22 protein-coding genes are annotated in these 22,978 nt (G+C 58.4%); 4 read left to right on the forward strand and 18 right to left on the reverse strand.

The window, feature by feature from the left end:
- Positions 1–21: 21 nt before the first annotated feature.
- The 7 genes from BJF97_RS15390 to BJF97_RS15420 all read right to left on the reverse strand — a co-directional run bounded on the left by BJF97_RS15390 (position 22) and on the right by BJF97_RS15420 (position 7,996).
- Positions 22–3,135, reverse strand: a complete 3,114-nt coding sequence (locus BJF97_RS15390) for an efflux RND transporter permease subunit (RefSeq protein WP_014229476.1) — start codon at positions 3,133–3,135, stop codon at positions 22–24.
- On the reverse strand, positions 3,132–4,601 hold the full coding sequence (locus BJF97_RS15395; protein ID WP_032694360.1) for an efflux RND transporter periplasmic adaptor subunit: 1,470 nt from the start codon (positions 4,599–4,601) through the stop codon (positions 3,132–3,134). Before BJF97_RS15395 ends, BJF97_RS15390 begins: the two co-directional genes overlap by 4 nt.
- The gene (locus BJF97_RS15400; protein WP_070082933.1) at positions 4,601–4,876 is read right to left on the reverse strand and encodes a TolC family protein; all 276 of its coding nucleotides are present in this window, start codon (positions 4,874–4,876) and stop codon (positions 4,601–4,603) included. Before BJF97_RS15400 ends, BJF97_RS15395 begins: the two co-directional genes overlap by 1 nt.
- Positions 4,876–6,081 carry a TolC family protein gene (locus BJF97_RS15405; protein ID WP_070082934.1) on the reverse strand — a complete coding sequence of 402 codons (1,206 nt, stop codon included), beginning with the start codon at positions 6,079–6,081 and terminating at the stop codon, positions 4,876–4,878. The genes BJF97_RS15400 and BJF97_RS15405 overlap by 1 nt, the downstream gene beginning before the upstream one ends.
- A gap of 13 nt (positions 6,082–6,094) precedes the next feature.
- Positions 6,095–6,463, reverse strand: coding sequence for a copper-binding protein (locus BJF97_RS15410; protein WP_032694362.1), 369 nt, complete (start codon positions 6,461–6,463; stop codon positions 6,095–6,097).
- Positions 6,464–6,535: 72 nt separating this feature from the next.
- Positions 6,536–6,955: a hypothetical protein gene (locus tag BJF97_RS15415; protein WP_032694363.1), complete on the reverse strand. Its 420-nt coding sequence runs from the start codon at positions 6,953–6,955 to the stop codon at positions 6,536–6,538.
- 240 nt (positions 6,956–7,195) lie between these two features.
- Entirely contained in the window at positions 7,196–7,996 is an 801-nt protein-coding gene (locus BJF97_RS15420; protein ID WP_032694364.1) for an MBL fold metallo-hydrolase, read from the reverse strand.
- 184 nt (positions 7,997–8,180) lie between these two features.
- Between BJF97_RS15420 and tam the strand changes: the two genes are divergently transcribed.
- Positions 8,181–8,933 (forward strand): trans-aconitate 2-methyltransferase, encoded by a 753-nt coding sequence (tam, locus tag BJF97_RS15425; RefSeq protein WP_032694365.1) that lies wholly within the window; start codon positions 8,181–8,183, stop codon positions 8,931–8,933.
- A gap of 233 nt (positions 8,934–9,166) precedes the next feature.
- Here the strand turns inward: tam and BJF97_RS15430 are convergent, their stop codons facing one another.
- The 7 genes from BJF97_RS15430 to sad form a co-directional block, all read right to left on the reverse strand.
- The gene (locus BJF97_RS15430) at positions 9,167–9,607 is read right to left on the reverse strand and encodes a GNAT family N-acetyltransferase (RefSeq protein WP_032694366.1); all 441 of its coding nucleotides are present in this window, start codon (positions 9,605–9,607) and stop codon (positions 9,167–9,169) included.
- Positions 9,608–9,936: 329 nt separating this feature from the next.
- Positions 9,937–11,388, reverse strand: coding sequence for a tagaturonate reductase (locus tag BJF97_RS15435; RefSeq protein ID WP_032694367.1), 1,452 nt, complete (start codon positions 11,386–11,388; stop codon positions 9,937–9,939).
- Between the two features lie 111 nt (positions 11,389–11,499).
- Complete coding sequence (locus BJF97_RS15440) at positions 11,500–12,030, reverse strand: GNAT family N-acetyltransferase (protein ID WP_004851153.1); 531 nt, start codon at positions 12,028–12,030, stop codon at positions 11,500–11,502.
- A gap of 89 nt (positions 12,031–12,119) precedes the next feature.
- A complete protein-coding gene (locus BJF97_RS15445; protein ID WP_032694368.1) occupies positions 12,120–13,532 on the reverse strand; it encodes a GGDEF domain-containing protein in 1,413 nt (470 codons plus the stop codon).
- A gap of 107 nt (positions 13,533–13,639) precedes the next feature.
- Positions 13,640–14,014 carry a DUF4186 domain-containing protein gene (locus tag BJF97_RS15450; RefSeq protein WP_032694369.1) on the reverse strand — a complete coding sequence of 125 codons (375 nt, stop codon included), beginning with the start codon at positions 14,012–14,014 and terminating at the stop codon, positions 13,640–13,642.
- A complete protein-coding gene (gene glsB, locus BJF97_RS15455) occupies positions 14,014–14,940 on the reverse strand; it encodes a glutaminase B (protein ID WP_014229486.1) in 927 nt (308 codons plus the stop codon). Before glsB ends, BJF97_RS15450 begins: the two co-directional genes overlap by 1 nt.
- Positions 14,941–15,144: 204 nt before the next feature.
- The gene (sad, locus tag BJF97_RS15460; protein WP_032694370.1) at positions 15,145–16,530 is read right to left on the reverse strand and encodes a succinate-semialdehyde dehydrogenase; all 1,386 of its coding nucleotides are present in this window, start codon (positions 16,528–16,530) and stop codon (positions 15,145–15,147) included.
- Between the two features lie 105 nt (positions 16,531–16,635).
- Here sad and ptrR point away from each other — a divergent pair, with 105 nt between their 5' ends.
- Positions 16,636–17,514: a putrescine utilization regulator PtrR gene (gene ptrR, locus BJF97_RS15465; RefSeq protein ID WP_004851166.1), complete on the forward strand. Its 879-nt coding sequence runs from the start codon at positions 16,636–16,638 to the stop codon at positions 17,512–17,514.
- Here ptrR and BJF97_RS15470 read toward each other — a convergent pair.
- On the reverse strand, positions 17,468–17,950 hold the full coding sequence (locus BJF97_RS15470) for a GNAT family N-acetyltransferase (RefSeq protein WP_014229488.1): 483 nt from the start codon (positions 17,948–17,950) through the stop codon (positions 17,468–17,470). The genes ptrR and BJF97_RS15470 overlap by 47 nt on opposite strands.
- Before the next feature lie 145 nt (positions 17,951–18,095).
- Here BJF97_RS15470 and BJF97_RS15475 point away from each other — a divergent pair, with 145 nt between their 5' ends.
- On the forward strand, positions 18,096–19,040 hold the full coding sequence (locus BJF97_RS15475; RefSeq protein ID WP_014229489.1) for an L-lactate dehydrogenase: 945 nt from the start codon (positions 18,096–18,098) through the stop codon (positions 19,038–19,040).
- Positions 19,041–19,159: 119 nt separating this feature from the next.
- On the opposite strand, the gene BJF97_RS15480 is transcribed toward BJF97_RS15475, so the two are convergent.
- Both BJF97_RS15480 and BJF97_RS15485 read right to left on the reverse strand, forming a co-directional pair.
- Positions 19,160–19,948: a PhzF family phenazine biosynthesis protein gene (locus BJF97_RS15480; protein ID WP_014229490.1), complete on the reverse strand. Its 789-nt coding sequence runs from the start codon at positions 19,946–19,948 to the stop codon at positions 19,160–19,162.
- 9 nt (positions 19,949–19,957) lie between these two features.
- Positions 19,958–20,749: a PhzF family phenazine biosynthesis protein gene (locus BJF97_RS15485; protein ID WP_032694371.1), complete on the reverse strand. Its 792-nt coding sequence runs from the start codon at positions 20,747–20,749 to the stop codon at positions 19,958–19,960.
- 205 nt (positions 20,750–20,954) lie between these two features.
- On the opposite strand from BJF97_RS15485, the gene BJF97_RS15490 reads away from it, so the two are divergent.
- Positions 20,955–22,154 carry a sugar transporter gene (locus BJF97_RS15490; RefSeq protein ID WP_025105754.1) on the forward strand — a complete coding sequence of 400 codons (1,200 nt, stop codon included), beginning with the start codon at positions 20,955–20,957 and terminating at the stop codon, positions 22,152–22,154.
- A gap of 77 nt (positions 22,155–22,231) precedes the next feature.
- Here the strand turns inward: BJF97_RS15490 and BJF97_RS15495 are convergent, their stop codons facing one another.
- Complete coding sequence (locus BJF97_RS15495) at positions 22,232–22,900, reverse strand: MarC family NAAT transporter (RefSeq protein WP_004119839.1); 669 nt, start codon at positions 22,898–22,900, stop codon at positions 22,232–22,234.
- Positions 22,901–22,978: the final 78 nt, after the last annotated feature.

The following is a 22,978-nucleotide window of genomic DNA, read 5'->3' on the forward strand; positions in this document are numbered from 1 at the left end:
GCCTGGCCCGGGCGTTGTACTTTAGCGTTTGTTACGGTGCGTCAGGAGATAGACTGCCGGGATCACCAGCATCGAGAGCAGCGGCGCGGTGATCATCCCGCCGATCATCGGCGCGGCGATACGCTGCATCACCTCCGATCCGGTGCCCCCTCCCCACATAATCGGCAGCAGTCCGGCCATGATTGTCGCCACGGTCATCACTTTCGGGCGCACGCGCAGCACGGCCCCTTCATGAATAGCCTCGTTGAGCGCGCGATCGTTCAGCTCGGAGCGGCGTTTCGCGATCGCCTGGTTCAAATAGAGTACCATAATCACCCCGAACTCCGCCGCCACGCCGGCAAGCGCAATAAAGCCCACGGCGGCGGCTACCGACAGGTTGTAGCCCAGCAGCCAGAGCAGCCAGACGCCGCCGATCAGCGAAAACGGCAAAGTTCCCATAATCAGCAGAGCGTCTTTAACGCGGCTGAAAGTGACGTAAAGCAGGATAAAGATAATCATCAGGGTAAACGGCAGCACGATTTTCAGCTTCGCGGTGGCGCGCTCGAGGTACTCATACTGCCCGGACCAGGTCAGCGAGATGCCTTCCGGCAGCCTGACCCGTTTGCCGACCTCGCTCTGCATTTCATCAACTGCGGATTTTAAGTCGCGCCCGCGAATATCCACGTAGATCCAGTCCGACAGGCGGGCGTTTTCGCTTTTCAGCATCGGCGGGCCGTCGGTAATGGTGATGTCCGCCAGTTCCGAGAGCGCGACCTGCGCCCCGCCGCTGGTCACTACCGGCAGATCGCGCAGCTTTTGCAGCGAGTCGCGCATTTCGCGCGGGTAGCGGACGCCGATCGGGTAACGTTCTCGCCCCTCGATGGTTTCGCCGATGTTATCGCCGCCGACGACGCTGGCGACGATTGACTGCAGCTCCTTCACCGACACGCCGTAGCGGGCGGCTTTCACCCGGTCGATAGCGATATCGATATAGCGGCCGCCGTCGAGGCGTTCCGCCAGCGCCGACGTCACCCCCGGTACGCTACGCACGATGCGCTCAATCTCTTCGGCGGTCTTTTCGATCTCCGCCAGATTGTTACCGTTCACTTTGATGCCGACCGGGCTTTTGATGCCGGTCGCCAGCATGTCCAGGCGATTACGGATCGGCGGTACCCAGACGTTGGCTATCCCCGGTACCTTCACCGTATTGTCGAGCTCCTCGATCAGCTTATCCATGGTCATGCCGGGCCGCCATTCGCTTTTCGGCTTGAACTGAATCGTGGTTTCCAGCATGGTCAGCGGCGCCGGGTCGGTAGCGCTGTCCGCCCGCCCGGCCTTGCCGAATACGCTTTGCACTTCAGGAATGGTCTTGATCAGACGGTCGGTCTGCTGCAGCAAGCGTCCGGCTTCGCGGCTGGAGATCCCCGGCAGCGTGGAGGGCATATACAACAGGTCACCCTCGTCAATTTGCGGCAGAAATTCGCTGCCGAGCTGCGCCAGCGGCCACAGCGTGGCAACCAGCAGCAGGCCCGCCGCCGCCAGCGTCGCCTTCGGCCACTGCAAAACTTTATCCAGCAGCGGCTCATAGGCGCGAATCAGCCAGCGGTTGAGCGGATTGGCGGTTTCATCAGGAATTTTGCCGCGAATAAAGTAGCCCATCAGCACCGGCACCAGGGTGATCCCGAGTCCGGCGGCCACCGCCATCGAATACGTTTTGGTGAAGGCCAGCGGCGAGAACATCTTGCCCTCCTGCGCTTCGAGGGTGAACACCGGAATAAACGACAGGGTGATAATCAGCAGGCTGCAAAACAGCGCAGGCCCCACTTCCGACGCCGCGTGCTGGGCTATCTGCCAGTAGTCGGCGGAGGACGGCTGGCGTTCAGGGTGCTCGTGCCGCCACTGCTCCAGCACCTTATGCATATTTTCTATCATCACGATTGCCGCATCGACCATGGCCCCGATGGCGATCGCAATCCCGCCGAGCGACATCATATTGGCGCTGACGCCCTGATAGTGCATCACAATAAACGCGCCAAGGATCCCCAGCGGCAGCGTGATCATCGCCACCAGCGCGCTGCGGAAGTGGAACAGAAACAGCGAGCAGACCACCGCCACGACGATAAACTCCTCAATGAGCTTATGGGTCAGGGTCTCGACGGAGTTTTTAATCAGCTGCGAACGATCGTAGACCGGAACAATCTCCACGCCTGCGGGCAGGCTTTTTTGCACTTCCGCCAGTTTGGCCTTTACCGCGTTAATGGTGCTGAGCGCGTTTTTACCCGAGCGCATAATGATAATTCCGCCCGCCACCTCGCCCTGGCCGTTGAGTTCGGCGACGCCGCGCCGGATCGCCGGTCCCCGGCGCACGCTGGCGACGTCGGAGAGCAGCACCGGCACGCCGCTGCGCGCAGCGATAACCACCTGGTTAAAGTCGTCGATGGACTTCAGGTAGCCGGTGGTGCGCACCATATATTCGGCTTCGCCAAGCTCGAGCACCGAACCGCCCCCTTCCTGGTTGGCGCTCTGGATCGCGCTAATCACCTGCTCGTGGGTGACGTTCAGCGCCCGCAGCCGGTCAGGATTAAGGATCACCTGATACTCTTTGACCATTCCGCCGACGCTGGCCACCTCCGAAACATCCGGCACGGTTTTCAGCTCATATTTGAGGATCCAGTCCTGAATCGCCCGCAGGTCGCCGAGGCTATGCTGGCCGCTTTTGTCGGTAAGCACATATTCAAACACCCAGCCGACGCCGGTGGCATCCGGCCCCAGCGACGCTTTCGCTTCCGGCGGCAGGCTGCTCTGGACCTGGCTCAGGTACTCCAGCACGCGGGAGCGCGCCCAGTATGGGTCCGTTCCATCATCAAACAGCACATAGACATAAGCATCGCCGAACATCGAAAAGCCGCGCACGGTTTTCGCTCCCGGCACCGACAGCATGGTGGTGGTCAGCGGGTAAGTCACCTGATCTTCGACAATCTGCGGCGCTTTCCCCGGATAGCTCACGCGAATGATCACCTGGGTATCGGAGAGATCCGGCAGCGCGTCCAGCGGCGCCTGCTGTACCGACCAGACGCCCCAGGCGGCCATAATCAGCGTCGCCAGCAATACCAGCAGGCGGTTGCGCAATGACCAGCGGATAACGGCGGCAATCATGGCTGCTCCTTAGCGCCGTTCAGCGGCATCATTGAGGTGACTCGCGCCCCTTCATCGGTCAGGACGAAGTGAAACATCACCGACTCGCCGGGCCGCATCTGTTCCCGCAGCTGCGGCGTAATAGCAAAATCCATGATCATCGCCGGCCATTTCAGCGCCGGTACCGGCTGGTGTGCAATGGTTACCGCCTCATTGCTCACGGCCTTAATAACGCCCTGCGCTGAGTAGCTTTTTGCCTCCTCCTCTTGCCCGGCCATTTGCGGCAGCGCGCTGCGCAGGCTGGCTTCGGAGTCAATCAGGAACTGCCCGGAGGTCACCACCTTTTGGCCCGCTTCGAGGCCGGATTTAATCTCAACCAGACCATTCTGCGTTCGCCCTGCGGTCACCTCGACCGGACGGAAATGCCCCTCGCCGTCGGCGATCAGCACCCGATTGCTGGTGCCGGTGGCAATTAATGCCTCTTCCGGAATAGCCAGAACGGCGCTCTCCTGCTGCGCCTCAGCCAGCTCAACGTTTAAATACATGCCCGGCTTGAGCCGATGCTGCGGATTATTCAGCACTACGCGGGCTTTCAACGTACGGGTGGTGGCTTCGAGGTCGGGAAGCAGTTCGCTGACGGTTCCCTGAAACGCCATACCGGGCCAGCTGCCGGTGGTGGCTGTCACCTTACTGCCTTCGCGCAGCAGGCTGGCCTGGCTTTGCGGGTAATCAATCACGATCCAGACCGGATCGAGGCTGGCCAGCTCGAACAGCGGTTGGGCTGTCGTGACCTGCGCGCCGGTGCGCACATCCAGCTTGCTGACGTAGCCATCGTGCGGCGCGCGCACCGTCATGCGGGTTTGCGGTTGACCGCTGCGCTCAACGCTACGGATAACCGCTTCCGGCATAAACTGCAGCCGCAGGCGGTCGCGGGCCGCGGCGGTCAGCCCGCTATCGCCCAGCCGCCTCACCGCCAGATACTCCTGCTGCGCCGCCGCCCACTGCGGGATCCACAGCTCCGCCAGCGCCTCGTTCTTTTTCACAAACTGCTGGGAGGCGTTGACGTAAAGTTTCTCAATCAGACCGCTGGCCAGCGCCGGTACCGTTTCAACGCCCCGCTCATCAATGGCCACGGTAGCAAAAGCATTGAGCTTCATCGCCAGCGTCTGGCGGGAGACGTTCGCCGTACGGACGCCAAGATTTTGCTGCTGACGGGCACTAATCTGCACGCCCCCGGCGTCTTCTCCCGCGCCTTCATCGGCGTAACGCGGCACCAGATCCATATCCATAAACGGCGATTTACCCGGTTTATCAAAGCGCGTAGCGGGGGCCATTGGATCATACCAGTACAGCACTTTGCGACCCGTTTCCGCCTGGCCGCCGCCAGCGGCGGGCATCGGCGCGCTTCGCGAACCCAGCCAGTAGCCGCCCGCGGCGGCAAGGGCGACGGCCAGCGCCACAAGGGTAAGAGCAGATTTAAGCTTCATTATTTAACATCCTGTGGAATAAGGTAGCGAATAGCGGCCCACGCATCGGCAAGCGCTTTCTCCGCATTGTTGCTGGCAATTTCTCCGCTCAGGAGATCGCGACGGGCGGCGAGCAGCTCAGGCAGCGCGGAGCTGCCGCCCCGATACTGGGCATTGACGAGACTCACCTTCTTGCGCAGCAGCGGCAGCACCTCGCTTTGCTGGCGATCGTAAATGGCTTTCGCGGCGTTATATTGCGAAATCAGCTGATACTGCTGCGCCTGATGTTCGCGCATCAATAGGCAAGCGCTTTCTCCGCATTGTTGCTGGCAATTTCTCCGCTCAGGAGATCGCGACGGGCGGCGAGCAGCTCAGGCAGCGCGGAGCTGCCGCCCCGATACTGGGCATTGACGAGACTCACCTTCTTGCGCAGCAGCGGCAGCACCTCGCTTTGCTGGCGATCGTAAATGGCTTTCGCGGCGTTATATTGCGAAATCAGCTGATACTGCTGCGCCTGATGTTCGCGCATCAATAACGTCAGCCGATCGTTGGCTTCATAGGTACGGGAGACGTCCGCTGCGTGGTCTTTGTCCTGGCGTTTGCCCTGAAAAATAGGCATATCGACGGTAAACATTACCCCCACCATGTCGTCATAATCATCACCGCGTCGGGCGTAATAAACCTCAACGCCCACGTCGGGGATCGCCGCGACTTCCGACTGACCTGATTTCGCTTTCGCCAGATCGGCTTCTCTGGCGGCCTGGATCACTTCCGGGTGAAGTTTAATCCCGGCCATTAAGTCGGCTTCGTCGGCAGGCAGACGTTCAATGCGCGGCAGCGGGCCGGAGATATCGCGGACCTCCTTCCCGGTGAGCTGCAACAGGCGCGCCTGGGCGATCTGTACATCGCGGCGGGCATTATCCTGCTCATTTTTCATCGCATTCAGCGCCAGCTGAACGTCCAGCACGCTGCTGGGACTGGCGCTGGCGCTGCTGACGCCGGCCTTTTGTACGTCGATTTGCCGGGACGTTTCGCTAATCAACGTCTGCACCGAGCGCAGCGACTTCTGCGCCAGCGCCAGCGCCAGCCACGCCTGGGCGGTTTCCCGCTGCAGCCGGGCACGAATAACATCGGCATTAGCGGCGGTCTGGCGCGCCTCGGCGGTAATGGAGTCGGCTTTCCGTTCACGTTTTGTACTGCTGACGTAGTCCTGCATCACGCCAACTCTTTGCATGGTCATCCCCTCACGGGTGAGACGGCCGGCGTTATTGCCGCCCAGCGGGACGTTTTCAATACCAAATTTCAGCTTCGGATCGGGGAGCTGCATCGCAGAATCCGCCATATTCTTCAAAGCGTTAACCTGATGATCGTTGGCGGAGAGCTCGGCGGAGTAGTTTTCCGCCGCCGACAGGGCCTCAGAAAGCGTCGTTGCCCAGCCGTTGGTGGACATCAGCGACAGTAAAAGCGGCAGCCCGCAGGCCGCCTTATTGAAGATGTGCATAATGACTCCGGAATTATCGCGCGGTAATTGAAACGATCGCGTAGCCGGAGTCGGTCTGGCGGAAGGTGAAATCGACCTGCTCTCCCACCGCCAGCTTTTTATCGTGGTTATCAGCGAGCGCAAAGCTCATGGTCATCGCCGGCCAGTTCAGCTCGGTAACCGGAGAGTGGGCAATCACGACGGCATCGTCGCGCCAGGCTTTAATGACCCCGCTGGCCGAATAAAGCGTGGCGGAATCATCCGCCTTCTTCATCTCCGGCATATCCGCCATGGAGGACATGGTGTGAGGGTGCATCGCGGCGTCTTCCGCGCTGGCGGTAAATGCGCTGAAGGAAAAGGTCAGTACGCTGGTAATAAGCAGAAAAATAGAGGTCGAACGCATAATAAAGTCTCCGAAAAAAACATAAAGTCGCCCGCAGACCGGGCAGATCTGATGGATGTTTTTAACGGTGCGTTATTCCCTGAAACGGCAGAAGCGTATCTCAACCGGGGGACCGGTGACCGGCGGCGTGCGCCAGTCCATACGTTCAGCGCAGGTCTCCTGCTGCGGGGAAACCACGAGTAGCGCGGTTTCGGAGGGGAGCGCGTTCAGCTGTAGAGAGGTTAAGGAGTTAGGCTGCGCGGTATCGGGGTCGCAGTGCTTCTCACAGATAACTTTCTGGCCGACGTTTTCCATGCCGGGCATGTTCATCATGCCATCGACAATATGGTGAATCTGCACCTGCGGCACCGCGGGCTGCTGCTGGCCGCCATGGTGCGCCGCGACGGCGAGCTGAAGGTTGAGCAGTAACCAACAGGCAATAACAAGCCCTGCGCGGATACGAAGCCGGCGCCGGGTTGCTTGTTTAAATAATGCCTGTAGTGACTGAATCATAGTGATATTCGCAATTAGACGACCGCTGGATTAAATCACACTCACTGCAAGAATTAAACGATATTTCAAAGAGAAAACTCCAGGTTAAATAGAATGAAGTTTCTCTATAAATATTTACACCAAAAAGGGATATCAGTATTTGACCTTCCCCTTGGGGGAAGATGTATAGCCGGCAGATAATGTATTTAATAAATAGCAAAAATGTTATTTATATGTAATTAGCAAAAGTGAACGCGATTATTATTCCAGCACCAACGTATCGCCGGTTGCCGGCGCGCTACTCTCCGCTAGCCACCAGCGCCCCCATGAACCGGTGCAGTGGCAGGCCATCACCTCCTCGACCTTCTGCTGGCGCAAGAATTGTCTAAGCTGACGAATTGCCCACGGCGGCGCGCTGCGCAGATGAAGACCGCCGATGATGGCGTATACCTGCTGGATGCCGGTGATCTTCTGGCAGTGGCGAACGGTATTGATCAATCCGCGATGTCCGCAGCCGCAGATAATGACTAACCCTCGCGTCGAGCGGTAGATCAGGACGCCTTCATCGACAATATAGTCCTCACCCTGGGATTGACCCGTCAGGAGGCCATAGGCACGCGGGTGAGCGACCGTAATCTCACCGGACCACAGCAGTCGTTCGCCGATCGCCACCGGCTCGCGGCTGTACTCCATGCGGTGGCGGGAGTAGTCGATATCTCGCGACAGCTTTTTGACTTTCCAGTTGCGTCCTGCGAGAGATAACGCCGAGTAGCGGGTGAGTCCAATCTGCGGATGACAAATAATACGGCTGTTGTCCGGCAGCCACGGCACCCCGCCGCAGTGATCGTAATGTCCATGGGAGAGCACCGTGGCGGTCAGGTCAGATAAAGAGACGCCCATACGCTGCGCATTATGAAGAAACGTGCCGTCTGGCCCGGTATCAAACAGCACCCGGCTGGTTTCATCCTCCACAAGCAGGCTTAATCCGGGTTTCGCCTGCAGCAGGCTGTCCTGCCCCTTGCCAAGCCGGTTTTCGAGTAACACCTTAATGATTAACGCCATTTAATGACCATCCCCCTGGTTTGCGACGCCTACTGTAGCCAACCGCTGGCGGGGATGCCGTGATGAACCCTGCATAAGGAAAAGTGACAGCGTCACAATAAAGTAACTTATTGATTCTGTTTAGTTGCCAGATAAGCATTGCCGTCTATGCTGATGAACGAGTTTCTCTTAACCGGAGCGCGCTATGGCAGACTGGAATCCTTCACTTTATTTGCAATTCGGCGCTGAGCGTACGCGGCCCGCCGCCGAGCTTCTCGCCCGCATCGCCCACCGTCCCGCCACGCTGGCCGTTGATCTGGGCTGCGGACCTGGCAACAGTACCGCTCTGCTGCGCGATGCCTGGCCAGATGCCACGATTATCGGCGTTGATAATTCTCCGGCCATGCTGGAAGAGGCCTCCCGGCAGCTACCGGACTGCCGGTTCGTCGAGGCGGATATCGCTACATTCCGCCCCGAGCGGCCGGCGGACGTGATTTATGCCAATGCTTCGCTGCAGTGGCTCACGGATCATCAGCGCCTTTTCCCATATCTGGTCAGCAATCTTGCGAAAAACGGCGTACTGGCGGTGCAAATGCCGGTGAACTGGCAAGAGCCCTCGCACGTGCTGATGCGTCAGGTTGCTGAAGAGATGGGGCATCCGGCCAGTGGGCGGCAGCCGCTGCCGGATGTGTCGGAGTATTACGATATGCTGACCACCAGCGGCTGCGAGGTGGATATCTGGCGCACCACCTACCATCACCCGCTGGCATCGCACCAGGCCATTATTGAATGGCTACAGTCAACGGGCCTGCGACCGTTTTTACAACCGCTTGATGAACAGCAGCGCCAGGCGTTTCTCGGACGCTATCTGGAGCGGCTGAAACAGTACTATCCGTTACAGTGTAACGGAAAGGTACTGCTGCGATTTCCGCGCCTGTTTATCGTCGCGCGCCGCTAGCGTCATCGGAGTGTAAAAAGAGGGAGAGAACGCTACGGCGCAGGAAGCAGGCGCCGTAGGCCAGGTTTACCAGGACAGATGATGGACCAGAGAGAGATCCCATGCGGTGGCCAGCAGCGAAAGAAACATGATGAGGTTCACAACCGTCTCTATGCGTTTTTCCATTTTGTTACTCCTGAGTCGTTTCCCCTGTTTTACAGGGGAAATCTTAATAACTTCTTAATCTCAGATTTTCAGAGCGTCACGCGGTAACGAACATAGTCATCGGCGGGCGTAAATTCATCATACAGACGCCGGGCCGGATTATCAGTACGAGTGTGCCAGTACAGCCGCGACCACCCTTTCTCTTTCCCTTCCGCTTGCAGCGCCTGCATCAACGCCCTGGCGATGCCTTTTCCGCGCATCGGCGGGGCAACAAACAGATCTTCCAGATAGCAAACAGGCGTCTTTACCCAGGTGCCTTCGTGAAGGACACAAATCGCAAATCCAGCGATGTTGCCATCCGCCAGGGCAACCCGGCCCAGCATGGGAGAAGCGGAATCAAGCATCCGCTGCCAGGTATATTCCGTGACGTCGGACGGCTGCGGGCTACCGTAGAAACGGGTATAGCCTTCCCATAGCTGTAGCCACTGCGCTTTGTCCTGCTGGCTCACTTCACGAATGTCAATAACCATGGGTCTCATCCCTCGTTTGGATAAGCCATTATTTTCCAGTCAGATAATTAGTGCAACCGCCGGGGGCACAATTCATCTTTTTCTCTTAATTGCCCCTGTTTCCGCTGCCGGACGAAATGGGCACAATCTTTCAGACCTGCGTTTATAAAAAAACACAGAAGTATGTTGTAACTAATGCAAATGCCAAACTAACCCGGCAACTGCCGGGTTGAGAGTGATGCTCCATCGCTTTAGCAATGTGCCCGGATGAGTGCCGGGCGGCGGCTGACGCCTTACCCGGCCGACACAATCGATGCTATTCTGGTCGTCCGTCAGCGGGCTTTAGAGTATCAGCATAATGGCTTAACGGCGGCGCGCATGCCGTCGCGCAGAATAGCATCCAGATCCTGCGTGACCCGATCAACCAGACCCGGCACTTTCGTCAGGTCCTGCTCCCAGTGGGATTCAACGGACAGTACGGCTTTTACCAGCTCACCGGTAGTGATTTGCGCATCCCGATGCTGGGCCCATAGCGCCATATAGCTCTCCATCCATTCGGCATCATCCTGAACCGGATAGTTCTCACCGTTACGCTCGCCGCGATAAAAGGCGATCAGCGCCGCCAGCGCAAAGGTCAGGCGCGTCGGGAGAGCCCCCTCTTTCTTCTGGCCCGCCAGCAGCTGCGGCAGAATGCGGGTACGATATTTAGTCATGCCGTTTAGCGCGATAGACAGCAGCTGATGCTTGATGTACGGGTTACGGAAACGACCGGTTACCGCGCTGGCGAAGGACGCCAGCTCATCGCGCGGCAGATCGAGAACCGGAATAATCTCCTGATAAATCGCCTTCTCGACGAATGAGCAGATTTCCGCATCGTTCATCGCTTCGCCCACCGTATCCAGGCCTGCCTGGAAGGCGACCGGCACCAGCGCGGTGTGCGCGCCGTTAAGAATGGCCACTTTACGCTCTTTGTACGGTTTAATATCGTCAACAATCAGCACATTAAGCGGTAGCTTATCGAGGCGCAGCTCGGCGGCCAGGGATTTCGGCCCCTGAATGACAAACAGGTAGAAATGTTCGGCGGTATCGAGGAAACCGTCTTTATACCCCAGCTGCTCTTCAATCTGCGCGGCTTCATCGCGCGGATAGCCGGTCACAATACGGTCTACCAGGGTGGAGCAAAAAGCGTTGGCTTCATCCAGCCATGCCACAAACGCTTCCGGCAGCGCCCACTCCTGCGCATAGCGCAGCACCAGTTCCCGCAGCGCTTCACCGTTATAATCAATCAGCTCGCAGGGAACGATGACCCAGCCTTTATCCGCCGCGCCGGAGAAATGGCTGTAGCGTTCAAACAGCAGGCGGGTCAGTTTTGCCGGATAGCTCACCGCAGGCGCATCCTCGAAGCGGTCCCCCGCGTGGTAGCTAATACCCGCTTCGGTGGTATTGGAAAACACAAACCGCATATCCGGGTTGTGCGCCAGCCGCAGCAGTTCATCGTAATCCGCATAGGCGCTGATTTCGCGGTTTACCGAGCGAATCAGACGCGCATCGCTGACCGCTTCCCCTTTCTCGTTCAGGCCACGAATAATCGTGGTGTAGAGGCCATCCTGGGTGCTGAGCGACGGCGGGAATGAGCTCTCAATCGGACGCACGATCACCACCCCGGCATTCAGGTCGGTATGCTCGTTCAGCAGATCGATCTGCCAGTCGATAAACGCGCGCAGGAAGTTACCTTCGCCAAACTGAATGATACGTTCAGGGTACTGCGCGCCCGGGAAATCGCGACGGTTTAGTGTTTTCACAAGGGTTCCCTCATAGAGTAGTCATACAACCTGAGTAATTGGTCCAATAAGTTATCAGGTTTTTACGCAAGTGAAACCCTGTTTTGATCAAAGCTGTATGCAATATAAAATTTATGACAGAAATTTATAGAACAGCGATGTTGCCGTCAGCTCGCCGTCGGGCATCAGCGCATAGCGTGGAATTTCCCCGGCTTTTTCCCAACCACACTGTACATAAAAGTTTTCTGCTCCGCTGCCCGTCGCCGTATCCAGCACCAGAACGCTCTTACCCTGCTCGCGCGCGATGGCTTCCAGCCGGGACATGAGCGCATTCGCCAGCCCCTGACGCCGCGCATTTTGGTGAACCAGAAGTTTGGCGACATCGGCGCGGTGCGGCTGGTTTTCCGGCTGGTCAGTAATCAGCTGTACCGTACCAACAAGCCGCTGCTGCGCATCCGCTGCGGCGAGAACAATGCGCTCACCGGCGGCGACGCTCTGCGCCATTCGCAGCCAGAACGCCGTCGCGGTTTCCGGGGAAAAAGGCAGCATAAAGCTCACCGAGGCCCCGCCGTTGACGCAGCTGACGAGGATGTCGGTTAATTCAGGAAGGTGTTCAAGAATATCGTCACGCGACAGCGTGCGCAGAGAAAAGGATGTGGTCATAGGTAACTCCTTGAAATTGACCACATCACTATGTTTTTAACTTATATTTAACACAAGCGGAATTACCATCGTATTTTCTTATGTACGATTCAGACCATTTCTTGCGTAAAAATACGATTGCGTCCGGCTTTTTTTGCCCGAATCATAGAATCATCGGCGACCATGAGCAGCTGGTTGAACAGATCCGTTACTCTGGCTGAACCCGGCGCCCGGCTCTCCAGCCCCATGCTGATGGTCAGCTGGATCCTGTTTTGCCCCCAGGTGAAGGTTTGCGACTCGATGCCCTGGCGAATTTTTTCCGCCAGCAGCACTCCGTCTCGCGCGGATGAGGTCAGCGCCGCGACGGCAAACTCTTCCCCACCAATACGCGCCACCATGCCCTCTTCACCCACCAGCTGCCGCACCTGCTGCGCAAACTGGGCCAGCATACAATCGCCGCACTCGTGGCCCCAGCGATCGTTAACCTGCTTGAAGCCGTCGATGTCGAGCACCATCACGGTGAGCAGCTCGTTTTCCGCGATCGGCTGACGTTTCAACGCTTCGCTTAACCCGGAGCGAGAATAGACCCGGGTCTGGAAGTCGAAATCAGCGCGCAGGGCCAGCTGTTTGACCAGGTTATTAATCGCCTCAACGCTGGAAGCGACGATGATGGGGCTGATCAGCATCGCAGCAATCCCCAGGCGCGTTGAGAACAGCTGCCACGGCTGCATCCGGGTATCGGGGGAGAGATGGATAAGCGAGTTCGCCACCAGCAGAATTTCGCTAATCCCGGTAATAAAGGTCAACAGGCAGGTTAACGGCAGCGGATAGCGAATCGCGCACCAAATCAGCGCCGGTAACGGGAAGGTTATGCTCCCGGCCCCGCCCACCGCCACGCCGAGCACAATCGACAGCACCAGCGCAATCGCCGGTAACAGCTGACGCAGGCGAAAACGCCCGAACGCCGAAGGGAGCGTGAGGGTTAAAATGAACGGCAGGATCAGCACGGCAGTCGAAAACTGTTCGCTAAACCAGTCCGCCAGTTGGGGAATAAACGTGGCGCGTTCCACATCTACCGAACCCAGAGCCCCGACCGCCGCGCAGAGCAGCGCCGCCAGCAGACAGTAGCAAAACAGGCTTAGCGCATTTATCGGTCCCGGCATCGAATCAGCCCGGCGCTTATCCCACAAAATGAGCTGCGCCAGGGTGACGATAAAAACGATATTGGAGAAGTTGATCAGAAAGGAGGCGAACCCCATTCCCCAACGAGATGTTAAACCGTCATATACCAGCATGGCGGCAAAACAAACGGCGTAAAAATAGCTGCGATTTAGCCAGATATAACGCGCAAAAATCCCCGCCATTACCGCGTTCAGCGGCCAGAAGAACGACAATTCTTGTACCAGACGCAGCATCGCGCCAAAGAAATGCAGTAGTAGCGTTAAAGTGAACAACACCAGCGCATCACGCACGGGCTGTTCCTCACGAAACAGCGTGAATGACCGAATCGACAGTGGAGACATTCATGATTATCCGTCTAATTGTTTCAGGCAATTATTATGTTAATAATTAGTAAGCGGTTCATCATATCATGAGAATAATTATCAGGCATATACCGCCGCCCGATGAATTACAGTCTGCTGCGGTCCGGCGAATTCATCTGGATCACCAGCCAGTGGTGAATCACCTGCACCACGTAGCGCTGCTCTTCGTCGCTGAGGCCGCGCCCCCGCGGGATCGCGTGCCACTTTTCCAGACAGCCGCGACAGCAGGTCGCGGTGGCATGCTGGGCGATAAACACCGGATGTCCGCGCATCGGGGTCTGCTTACCGTCGTTAGGAATTTGCGCAGGGGCCAGCCGACTGGCGATAAAGTCCGCCGCGTGCTGGTCGATAACCTCCGCGCCCTTATCATAACAATACTGCCGTTCTTTCACGCCGAGGCGAAAACGGGAGCGAAAAGTGGAGCGCTGCAGGCGGGCAAACAGGTTTTCTATGGGCACCATCAGAATACCGACCTCCCCAGTTTTTGAGTGAGTTTTTCCAGTAAAGCGATCCCGGCCAGCGAGTTCCCGGCGTCATCGAGCTCCGGGCTCCAGACCGCAATCGCCATCTCCTGCGGAACGATGGCCACAATCCCGCCGCCGACGCCGGATTTCGCCGGTAAACCGACGCGCCACGCAAATTCACCGGCGTTCTGATACATGCCGCTGGTCATCATCAGCGCGTTGACCTGCCGCGACTGAATGGGGGCGATAACCGGCGTCTCAAGGTGCGGAGCGATACCTCGGTCGGCAAGAAACAGAAAGGTGCGCGCCAGCTCTACGCAGCTCATCTCCAGCGAACAGTAGTGGAAATAGTTTTGCAGCACCGTGGCGACATCGTTATGGAAATTACCGAAGGATTTCATCAGCCAGGCTATCGCGGCATTGCGCGCCGAGTGGTCGAACTCCGAACGGGCAACCACCGGGTCATAGGCGATATCGCCCACACCGCTCAGACGACGCACGATTTCCAGCATCCGCTGACGAGGCGCGCTGAGACGACTTTGCAGCATATCGCAGACCACCAGCGCCCCGGCATTAATAAACGGGTTGCGCGGTTTGCCTTGTTCAATTTCCAGCTGCAACAGCGAGTTGAAAGGCTGGCCGGAGGGATCTTTACCCACCCGCTGCCAGATCTCCTCTTCCTGATAGTGGTTCATCGCGACCACCAGGCTCAGGACTTTCGAGATAGATTGGATAGAGAAGCGCTCGTGCGCGTCGCCGGCGCTGTAGTGCTGACCGTCGACCGTACAGATAGCCACGCCGAGCTTATCGCCGCTGACGCTGGCCAGCGCCGGAATATAGTCCGCCACTTTACCGCGACCAATTAGCGGCCTGACTTCAGCCAAAATGGCATCGAGCATTGCGTTATTCATTACCGTCGCCACGCGCGGCTCCTTGCCAACAACAAAATTCGGGCGGTAATTATAGGCGCACGGGACGCGAAGAAACAGCCTCTTTCTCGCCCTCGCGTCGCCAGGGGGATGGTTCGCTCGTCAGCGGGGCGCCTGCCCGGGCTACCAAACCCGCAAATCGCACGAATCGGTAGCCCGGGAAAGGCGTTAGCCGCAACCCGGGGATTTTTCCGCAGGCTAGCGGCGATCTCTCCAGACGGTCTGCACGTTGCAGAATTCATGCAGACCAAAATGGGAGAGCTCGCGGCCAAATCCGCTTTTCTTCACGCCGCCGAACGCCACGCGGGCATCGCTGGCACAGTAGCCGTTGATAAACACTCCGCCGCACTCCAGCTCATCGGCAAAACGCTGGGCCTGCGCTTCACTGGTGGTGTAAACCGTTGCTGAAAGGCCAAATTCGCTATCATTAGCCAGCGCCAGCGCGTGATCGGCATCGCGGGCTTCGGTAATCGTCGCCACCGGGCCAAACAGCTCCTCGCGGAAACCGGTCATCTCCGCGGTAACGTTTCCGAGCACCGTCGGCGCGTAGTAGTTGCCGGCGCCTTCGATTTTTTCCGCCCCCAGCAGCAGGGTCGCCCCCTCTTTTAAGGTCGCGCGCACCTGCTCGTGCAGCTCATCGCGCAGATCGAACCGCGCCATCGGCCCAATATAGTTCTGCTCATCGCGCGGGTCGCCCATTTTCAGCGCGGCAGCGGCGGCGACAAATTTCTGCGTAAAGGCCTCGGCGATGCCCGCTTCGACGATAAAACGCTTCGCCGCGGCGCAGACCTGACCGGTATTCTGGTAGCGACCTATCACCGCCGCTTTCACCGCCTCGTCAAGGTCGGCATCTTTAAGCACGATAAAGGGATCGGAGCCGCCCAGCTCCAGCACGCATTTTTTCAACGCCGCGCCGGCCTGTGCGCCAATGGCCTTCCCGGCGCGCACGCTGCCGGTGACGGTTACCGCGGCGATGCGCGGATCGTTAATCATTTGCGAAACGCCATCGTTGGTGGCGTTCACCCAGCCAAAGACGCCGTCCGGCACGCCCGCAGCGGCAAAAATTTCGCCGATCATCGCCGCGCTGCCCAGCACGTTTGGCGCATGCTTAAGCAGATAGCTGTTGCCCGCCAGCAGAATGGGCACCGCGCCGCGCAGCACCTGCCACACCGGGAAGTTCCACGGCATGACAGCGAGGATAGCCCCCATCGGGCGGTACTCAATCACCGCTTTATTGTCTTCAACCAGCGTCGCCTCGGTATTGAGCATCGCCGGGCCGTGTTCAGCATACCAGTCACAAAGATTGGCGGATTTAGCCACTTCGCCGCGCGCCTGGGCAATCGGTTTACCCATTTCGCGGCTAATCATTTGCGCCAGCGCTTCGCCACGGGCACGCATCGCGCTACCGACGTTACGCAGCGTCGCCGCGCGCTCCGCCACGCTGACGTTGCGCCACTGACGATATCCCTGTTCCGCAAGGGCAATGGCCGCATCGACCTGCTGTTCGCTGGCCCAGGGCAGAGACGACAGCGTTTCACCGGTGATCGGACTCACGGAAATCGCATGAGTAGCAGATAAATTCATCGTTTTTCTCTCTGTGTTGATTGCGAAGTGACCTTATTCTGGCTTACCCTTCCTTTCATTAAAAATGAATAATATTAAGCAACCTATTCACAAAAGAAGAACGCTATGGATCTGACCCAGCTTGAGATGTTCAACGCCGTCGCCAGCACCGGCAGCATTACCCAGGCCGCGCAGAAGGTGCATCGCGTGCCGTCAAACCTGACTACACGCATCCGCCAGCTGGAGGCGGATCTCGGCGTCGAACTGTTTATTCGCGAAAATCAGCGGCTGCGGTTGTCCCCCGCCGGGCACAGCTTTTTACGCTATAGCCAGCAGATCCTCGCCCTTGTTGATGAAGCGAGGATGGTGGTCGCCGGAGATGAACCTCAGGGGCTGTTTTCGCTCGGCTCGCTGGAGAGTACCGCCGCCGTGCGCATTTCCCCTACCCTGGCGCACTTTAATCAGCGCTATCCCAAGATTCACCTGGCCCTCTCCACCGGTCCTTCCGGCACCATGATCGACGGCGTACTTGAGGGAAATCTGAGCGCGGCGTTCGTTGACGGTCCGCTGGTGCACCCGGGGCTGGAAGGGTTACCGGTGTTCCCGGAAGAGATGATGATCGTCGCGCCCTTTGGCCACCCGCCCATTGCCCGCGCCAGCGAAGTGAACGGCGCCAGCGTCTACGCGTTTCGCGCCAACTGCTCCTATCGCCGTCATTTTGAGAGCTGGTTCCACGCCGATCGCGCCACCCCGGGGCGGATCCATGAGATGGAGTCCTACCACGGGATGCTGGCCTGCGTCATTGCCGGCGCCGGACTGGCGCTGATGCCGCGCAGCATGCTGGAGAGTATGCCGGGCCATCAGCAGGTATCCGCCTGGCCGCTGGCCGAAGAGTGGCGCTGGCTGACGACCTGGCTGGTCTGGCGGCGCGGGGCGAAAACTCGCCAGCTCGAGGCGTTTATAGCGCTGCTGAACGAAGATCGACAAGCAGCAGCTTCTCCATAAAAATGCTTAACGGATCCGGCTGATACGGCGCAAAGGCGCTGCGGGTCTGGTAGCCATTGCGCGTGTATAACGCGACGGCGGCGTGCTGATGGATGCCCGTTTCCAGGCGTACGGTATGGCATTCGCGATTTATCGCCTCTTTCTCCAGCGCCGCCAGCAGTTTTTCCCCCAGCTGCTGGCCGCGATGGGCCGGGTGAATAAACACCCTTTTCATCTCGCCAATCCCCTCTTCGCCGAGCACGATGGCCCCACAGCCGACGGCCCGGTGCTGCCCATCGCGGATAATGAGCGCGATGACCGACGCCGCCGGTAACGCGCTCAGGTCGATAAGATGATTGCTTTCCGCCGGGTAGAGCGTCTGCTGGTATGCGTCCAGCTCGGCAATTAAGGCGGTCAGATCCGGGTGGTTTAGCGGGGTCGCGGCGATAGTGTACATAAAGAAGCTCCTTTTTTGAGCGTACTGTAGCGCGGGGCGTCCGCGGAGCCGCCATAGCATTAACTTATAGCTTCTGACCCGACTTGCGCTCCCCCGGTTAGAGGCAGTAATTTTGCGACATAACCTCTTTTATCAGGAAAATACGATGAATACCAAAGCGCGCAAGGTGATGATTATCGGGGCCGGAAACGTCGGCGCATCAGCGGCCTACGCCCTGTTAAACCAGAATATTTGCGAGGAGCTGATCCTTGTCGATCTCAATACCTCTCGCGCCGAAGCGCACGCTCAGGACCTGAGCGACGCGGCCGCCTACATGCCGGGCATGATGACCATTTCCACCCGGGAAGCCAGCGACTGCGCCGATGTCGATATCGCGGTCATCACCGTTTCCGGCGGCGCGCTCAAGCCGGGTCAAACCCGGCTGGACGAACTGACCAACACGGCAAAAATCGTCAAAAGCATCGTCCCGCAGATGATGCGCGGCGGCTTCAACGGCATCTTTTTGGTTGCCACCAACCCCTGCGACATCATCACCTGGCAGGTGTGGCAGCTTTCGGGCCTGCCGCGCGGCCAGGTGCTGGGTACCGGCGTCTGGCTGGACACGACGCGCTTACGCCGGGTACTGGCCCAGGCGCTGGATATCGGCGCGCAAAGCATCGACGCCTTTATTCTTGGCGAGCATGGCGATACCCAGTTTCCGGTGTGGTCACACTCGGCGGTTTACGGCTCCGCCATCGCCGATGTTTACCAAAAACATACCGGCCAGGCTCTCGACCGGGAGCTGATTGCCGAAAAGGTGCGCAAGCTGGGGTTTGAGATTTACGCCGGCAAAGGCTGCACGGAGTACGGCGTCGCCGGAACCATCGCCGAAATCTGCCGCAATATTTTCACCGGCAGCCATCGCGCGCTGGCGGTGTCGTGCATTCTTGACGGGGAATATGGCGTAACCGGCGCGGCGGCTGGCGTTCCCGCGGTGCTGACGCAAAGCGGCGTGCAGCAGATTATTGAGCTGCAGCTGGCCGATGATGAAGCGGAGAAATTCCGCCACTCTATCGAAGTGATTAAAGCCAATATCGCCCGTCTACCGTGATGGCCTATTTTTCCTGCAGGTTACGCAGGAATAGCGCGCAGGATAAGTTTGCCGGGTAACCCACTCGGATTCGGGATCGGCGGGTCTGTTGCCGATCCCGTTTTATGATGAAGGGCGAGCTAGCGTAGCGTGATGACGCCATTTAAATAGGTCACCGCCTGGCCGCTCATCAATACGCGTTTTCCTTTCAGCTCGCAGCGCATATCGCCGCCGCGCGCGGAAACCTGACGCGCCAGCAGCTGAGTTTTACCCCGCTTTGCGCTCCAGTAGGGGATCAGCATAGTATGCGCCGAACCGGTTACCGGATCTTCCCACACCGCTTCACCGGGTGAGAAAAAGCGGCTAACGAAGTCATATTCCCCGCTGCCCGCGGCGGTCACGGTCACTTTATGTTCGCCGGGCGTCATCGCAGCAATATTCGGCCGCAGGGCTTCGACCTGCTCACGGGAGGCCAGTTCGATAAGCCATGCGCGCCCCTTGCGGGCATGCAGATAGCGCTCAATCCCCAGCGCGGAGAGCATCTCCGCGGGCGGCTCGCGCTCTTCCGTTTCTCCCGCCGGGAAGTCCAGGGTCAGCCAGTCGCCCTCGCGGCTCACGGTCAGCCGACCGGAAGCGGTCGCGAAGTGAATGACCGCGTCAGGATAATCCAGGTGATGAAATATCACGTGCGCGCTGGCAAGCGTGGCGTGGCCACAGAGATTGACCTCATTGCGGGTGGTAAACCAGCGCAGCGCAAAACCATCGCTCTCAGGTACCACAAACGCGGTTTCCGACTGGTTGTGCTGCTGCGCCATTTTGAGCAGCAGCTCATCCGGCAGCCACTTTTTAAGCAGGCATACCGCAGCCGGGTTGCCGGCGAAAGGCTGGTCGCTGAACGCCGCCACCAGATAAAAAGGAATTTCCGTCACCGTCCCTCCTTAACGAAGCGTAATCGTGCCGATTAAGTAGGTGGTCGCCTGACCGCCGATCAGAACCCGGTCGCCCCGCCACTGGCAGCGCAGGTCGCCGCCGCGGGCCGACACCTGCCGCGCCTGCATGTCCGTTTTGCCGAGCTTCTCGCCCCAGTAGGGAATCAGCATACTGTGCGCCGAGCCGGTGACCGGGTCTTCCGCCACCGACTCGCCCGGACAGAAGAAACGGCTGACAAAGTCATACTCTTCGTCCGGGGCGCTGATACAGATCATTTTGCCGAGGCGCTCAAGCAGCTGCATATCCGGACGCACCGCCTCCACCTGCTGGCGGTCGGCTAAAACCACCAGGTAATCACGCGCCACGCGGACTTCCACCGCGTCGCTCAGCCCCAGCCCGGCCAGCAGCTCCGCAGGCGGCTGCTCAACGGAGGTTGTCGCCCAGGCCGGGAAATCCAGGGTCAGCCAGTCGCCGCTGCGCGTGACGCGAAGCTCGCCGACAAAGCGGGTACTAAATACGATTGTCGATGAGGGGTGGTCAAAATATTCAAAAATGACGTGCGAGGCCGCCAGGGTCGCGTGGCCGCAGAGGTTGATCTCATCCTGCGTGGTAAACCAACGCAGCTCAAACCCCTCATCCGTACGCACAAAAAACGCGGTCTCCGACTGATTGTGCTGCTGCGCCATTTTCAACAGCGTTTCGTCCGGCAGCCATTCGGTCAGCGGACAAACGGCCGCCGCGTTGCCGCCAAAGCTCCGATCGCTGAAGGCATCCACCAGATAAAAGCTAATTTCCTGCATTGTTCTGTCCCTCTATTTTTTTTACTTATCGATAACATGACATAAACGTGAGAAATCCACACGTTTAATAGAAAAATTAATCCGTTAGTGCCGAAAATCTGGCTGAAGCGAAAATGAGATGTAGATCACAAAATGATTGTATTTTCAGCAGCAATCGTTTTAAGATCGTCCCACTTCTTTCCTCTTTGTAACCAGCCCTGAACTTATGATGACAAATACGGTTTCACGCAAGGTCGCGTGGCTGCGCGTAGTCACGCTTGCGATTGCGGCATTTATCTTTAATACCACCGAATTTGCGCCCGTGGGCCTGCTGTCGGATATCGCCGACAGCTTTGGCATGGAAACGGCGCAGGTTGGGATTATGCTGACGATCTACGCCTGGGTTGTCGCCCTGATGTCGCTGCCCTTTATGCTGCTGACCAGCAAGATGGAGCGCCGTCGCCTGCTGGTTGGCCTGTTTATCCTGTTTATCGCCAGCCACGTGCTGTCGTTCCTGGCCTGGAACTTCAACGTGCTGGTGATCAGCCGTATCGGTATCGCCTTTGCCCACGCGGTGTTCTGGTCGATCACCTCGGCGCTGGCTATACGAATGGCGCCTGCGGGTAAACGCGCGCAGGCGCTGAGCCTGATTGCCACCGGTACCGCGCTGGCAATGGTCTTCGGTATCCCGATTGGCCGTATCGTCGGGCAATACTTTGGCTGGCGCACCACGTTCCTGGTCATCGGCCTCGGCGCGCTGGTTACCATGGTTTGCCTGATCAAGCTGCTGCCTAAGCTGCCGAGCGAGCACTCAGGGTCGCTGAAAAGCCTGCCGGTGCTGTTCCGTCGCCCTGCGCTGCTGAGCATCTATTTGCTGACGGTGATTGTGGTGACCGCGCACTATACCGCCTACAGCTACATTGAACCGTTTGTTCAGACGGTCGCCGGCCTGAGCGGCAACTTCGCTACCGTGCTGCTGTTGACCCTGGGCGGCGCGGGCATCGTCGGCAGCATCCTCTTTGGTAAGCTCGGCAACCTGCATGCGTCCGGGTTAATTAACGCGGCGATTGGCCTGCTGCTGGCGTGCCTGCTGCTGCTGCTGCCCGCCTCGCACAACGCCAACCACCTGATGCTGCTGAGCGTCTTCTGGGGTGTGGCGATCATGATTATCGGTCTCGGTATGCAGGTCAAAGTGCTGGCGCTGGCGCCGGACGCGACCGACGTGGCGATGTCGTTATTTTCGGGGATCTTTAATATCGGCATCGGCGCGGGCGCGCTGGTGGGCAGCCAGGTCAGTACCCATCTGTCAATGGCGTCCATTGGCTATGTCGGGGCGATCCCTGCGGTCGTCGCGTTAGTGTGGGCGGTAATGATTTTCCGCCGCTGGCCGGTGTCGCTGGAAGATCAGCAGCCGCATCACTCCTGATCGTGCTGCTAAAAAAAACCTGCCGGTCGTGAGATCGGCAGGTTTTTTTACGTCTGGTATCAGGACGGCGATGACCGTCAGGCGTGATAAGTGGAAATAATCTCCAGCACGCCGTTAATAATAAACTGCACGCCCATACAGACCAGCAGGAAGCCCATCAGGCGGGAAATCGCCTCAATGCCGCCCTTCCCGACCAGACGCATGATTGCCCCGGAGCTGCGGAGACAGCCCCACAGGATAATCCCGACCAGGGCAAAAATAATCGGCGGCGCAACCAGTACAACCCAGTCCGGGAAGCTCGCCCCGTGCTTTACCGTAGACGCTGAGCTGATAATCATCGCGATTGTCCCTGGCCCTGCGGTGCTTGGCATCGCCAGCGGAACGAAGGCGATATTCGCCGTCGGTTCATCCTCGAGCTCTTCCGATTTCAGCTTAGCTTCCATCGAGTCATGGGCTTTTTGCTGGGGAAAGAGCATGCGGAAGCCGATAAAGGCGACGATAAGGCCGCCGGCAATACGCAGACCGGGAATCGAAATTCCGAAGGTGTTCATCACCACCTGGCCGGCATACCAGGCGACCATCAGGATGGCGAACACATAAACCGAGGCCATCAGCGACTGACGGTTACGCTCGGCGTTGTTCATATTCCCGGCCAGGCCAAGGAACAGCGCCACGGTAGTCAGCGGGTTCGCCAGCGGTAGAATCACTACCAGTCCCAGGCCTATCGCTTTAAAAAGATCCATCATAGTGAATTAAGGTCCTGTCAATATTGGATTATCAAAAAAATGACGCGTGCTGAGTATATCGTCTGTTGCCAGATTGTA

The sequence above is a fragment of the Klebsiella sp. LTGPAF-6F genome (assembly GCF_001753185.1).
GTDB classification, from domain to species: domain Bacteria; phylum Pseudomonadota; class Gammaproteobacteria; order Enterobacterales; family Enterobacteriaceae; genus Klebsiella; species Klebsiella michiganensis.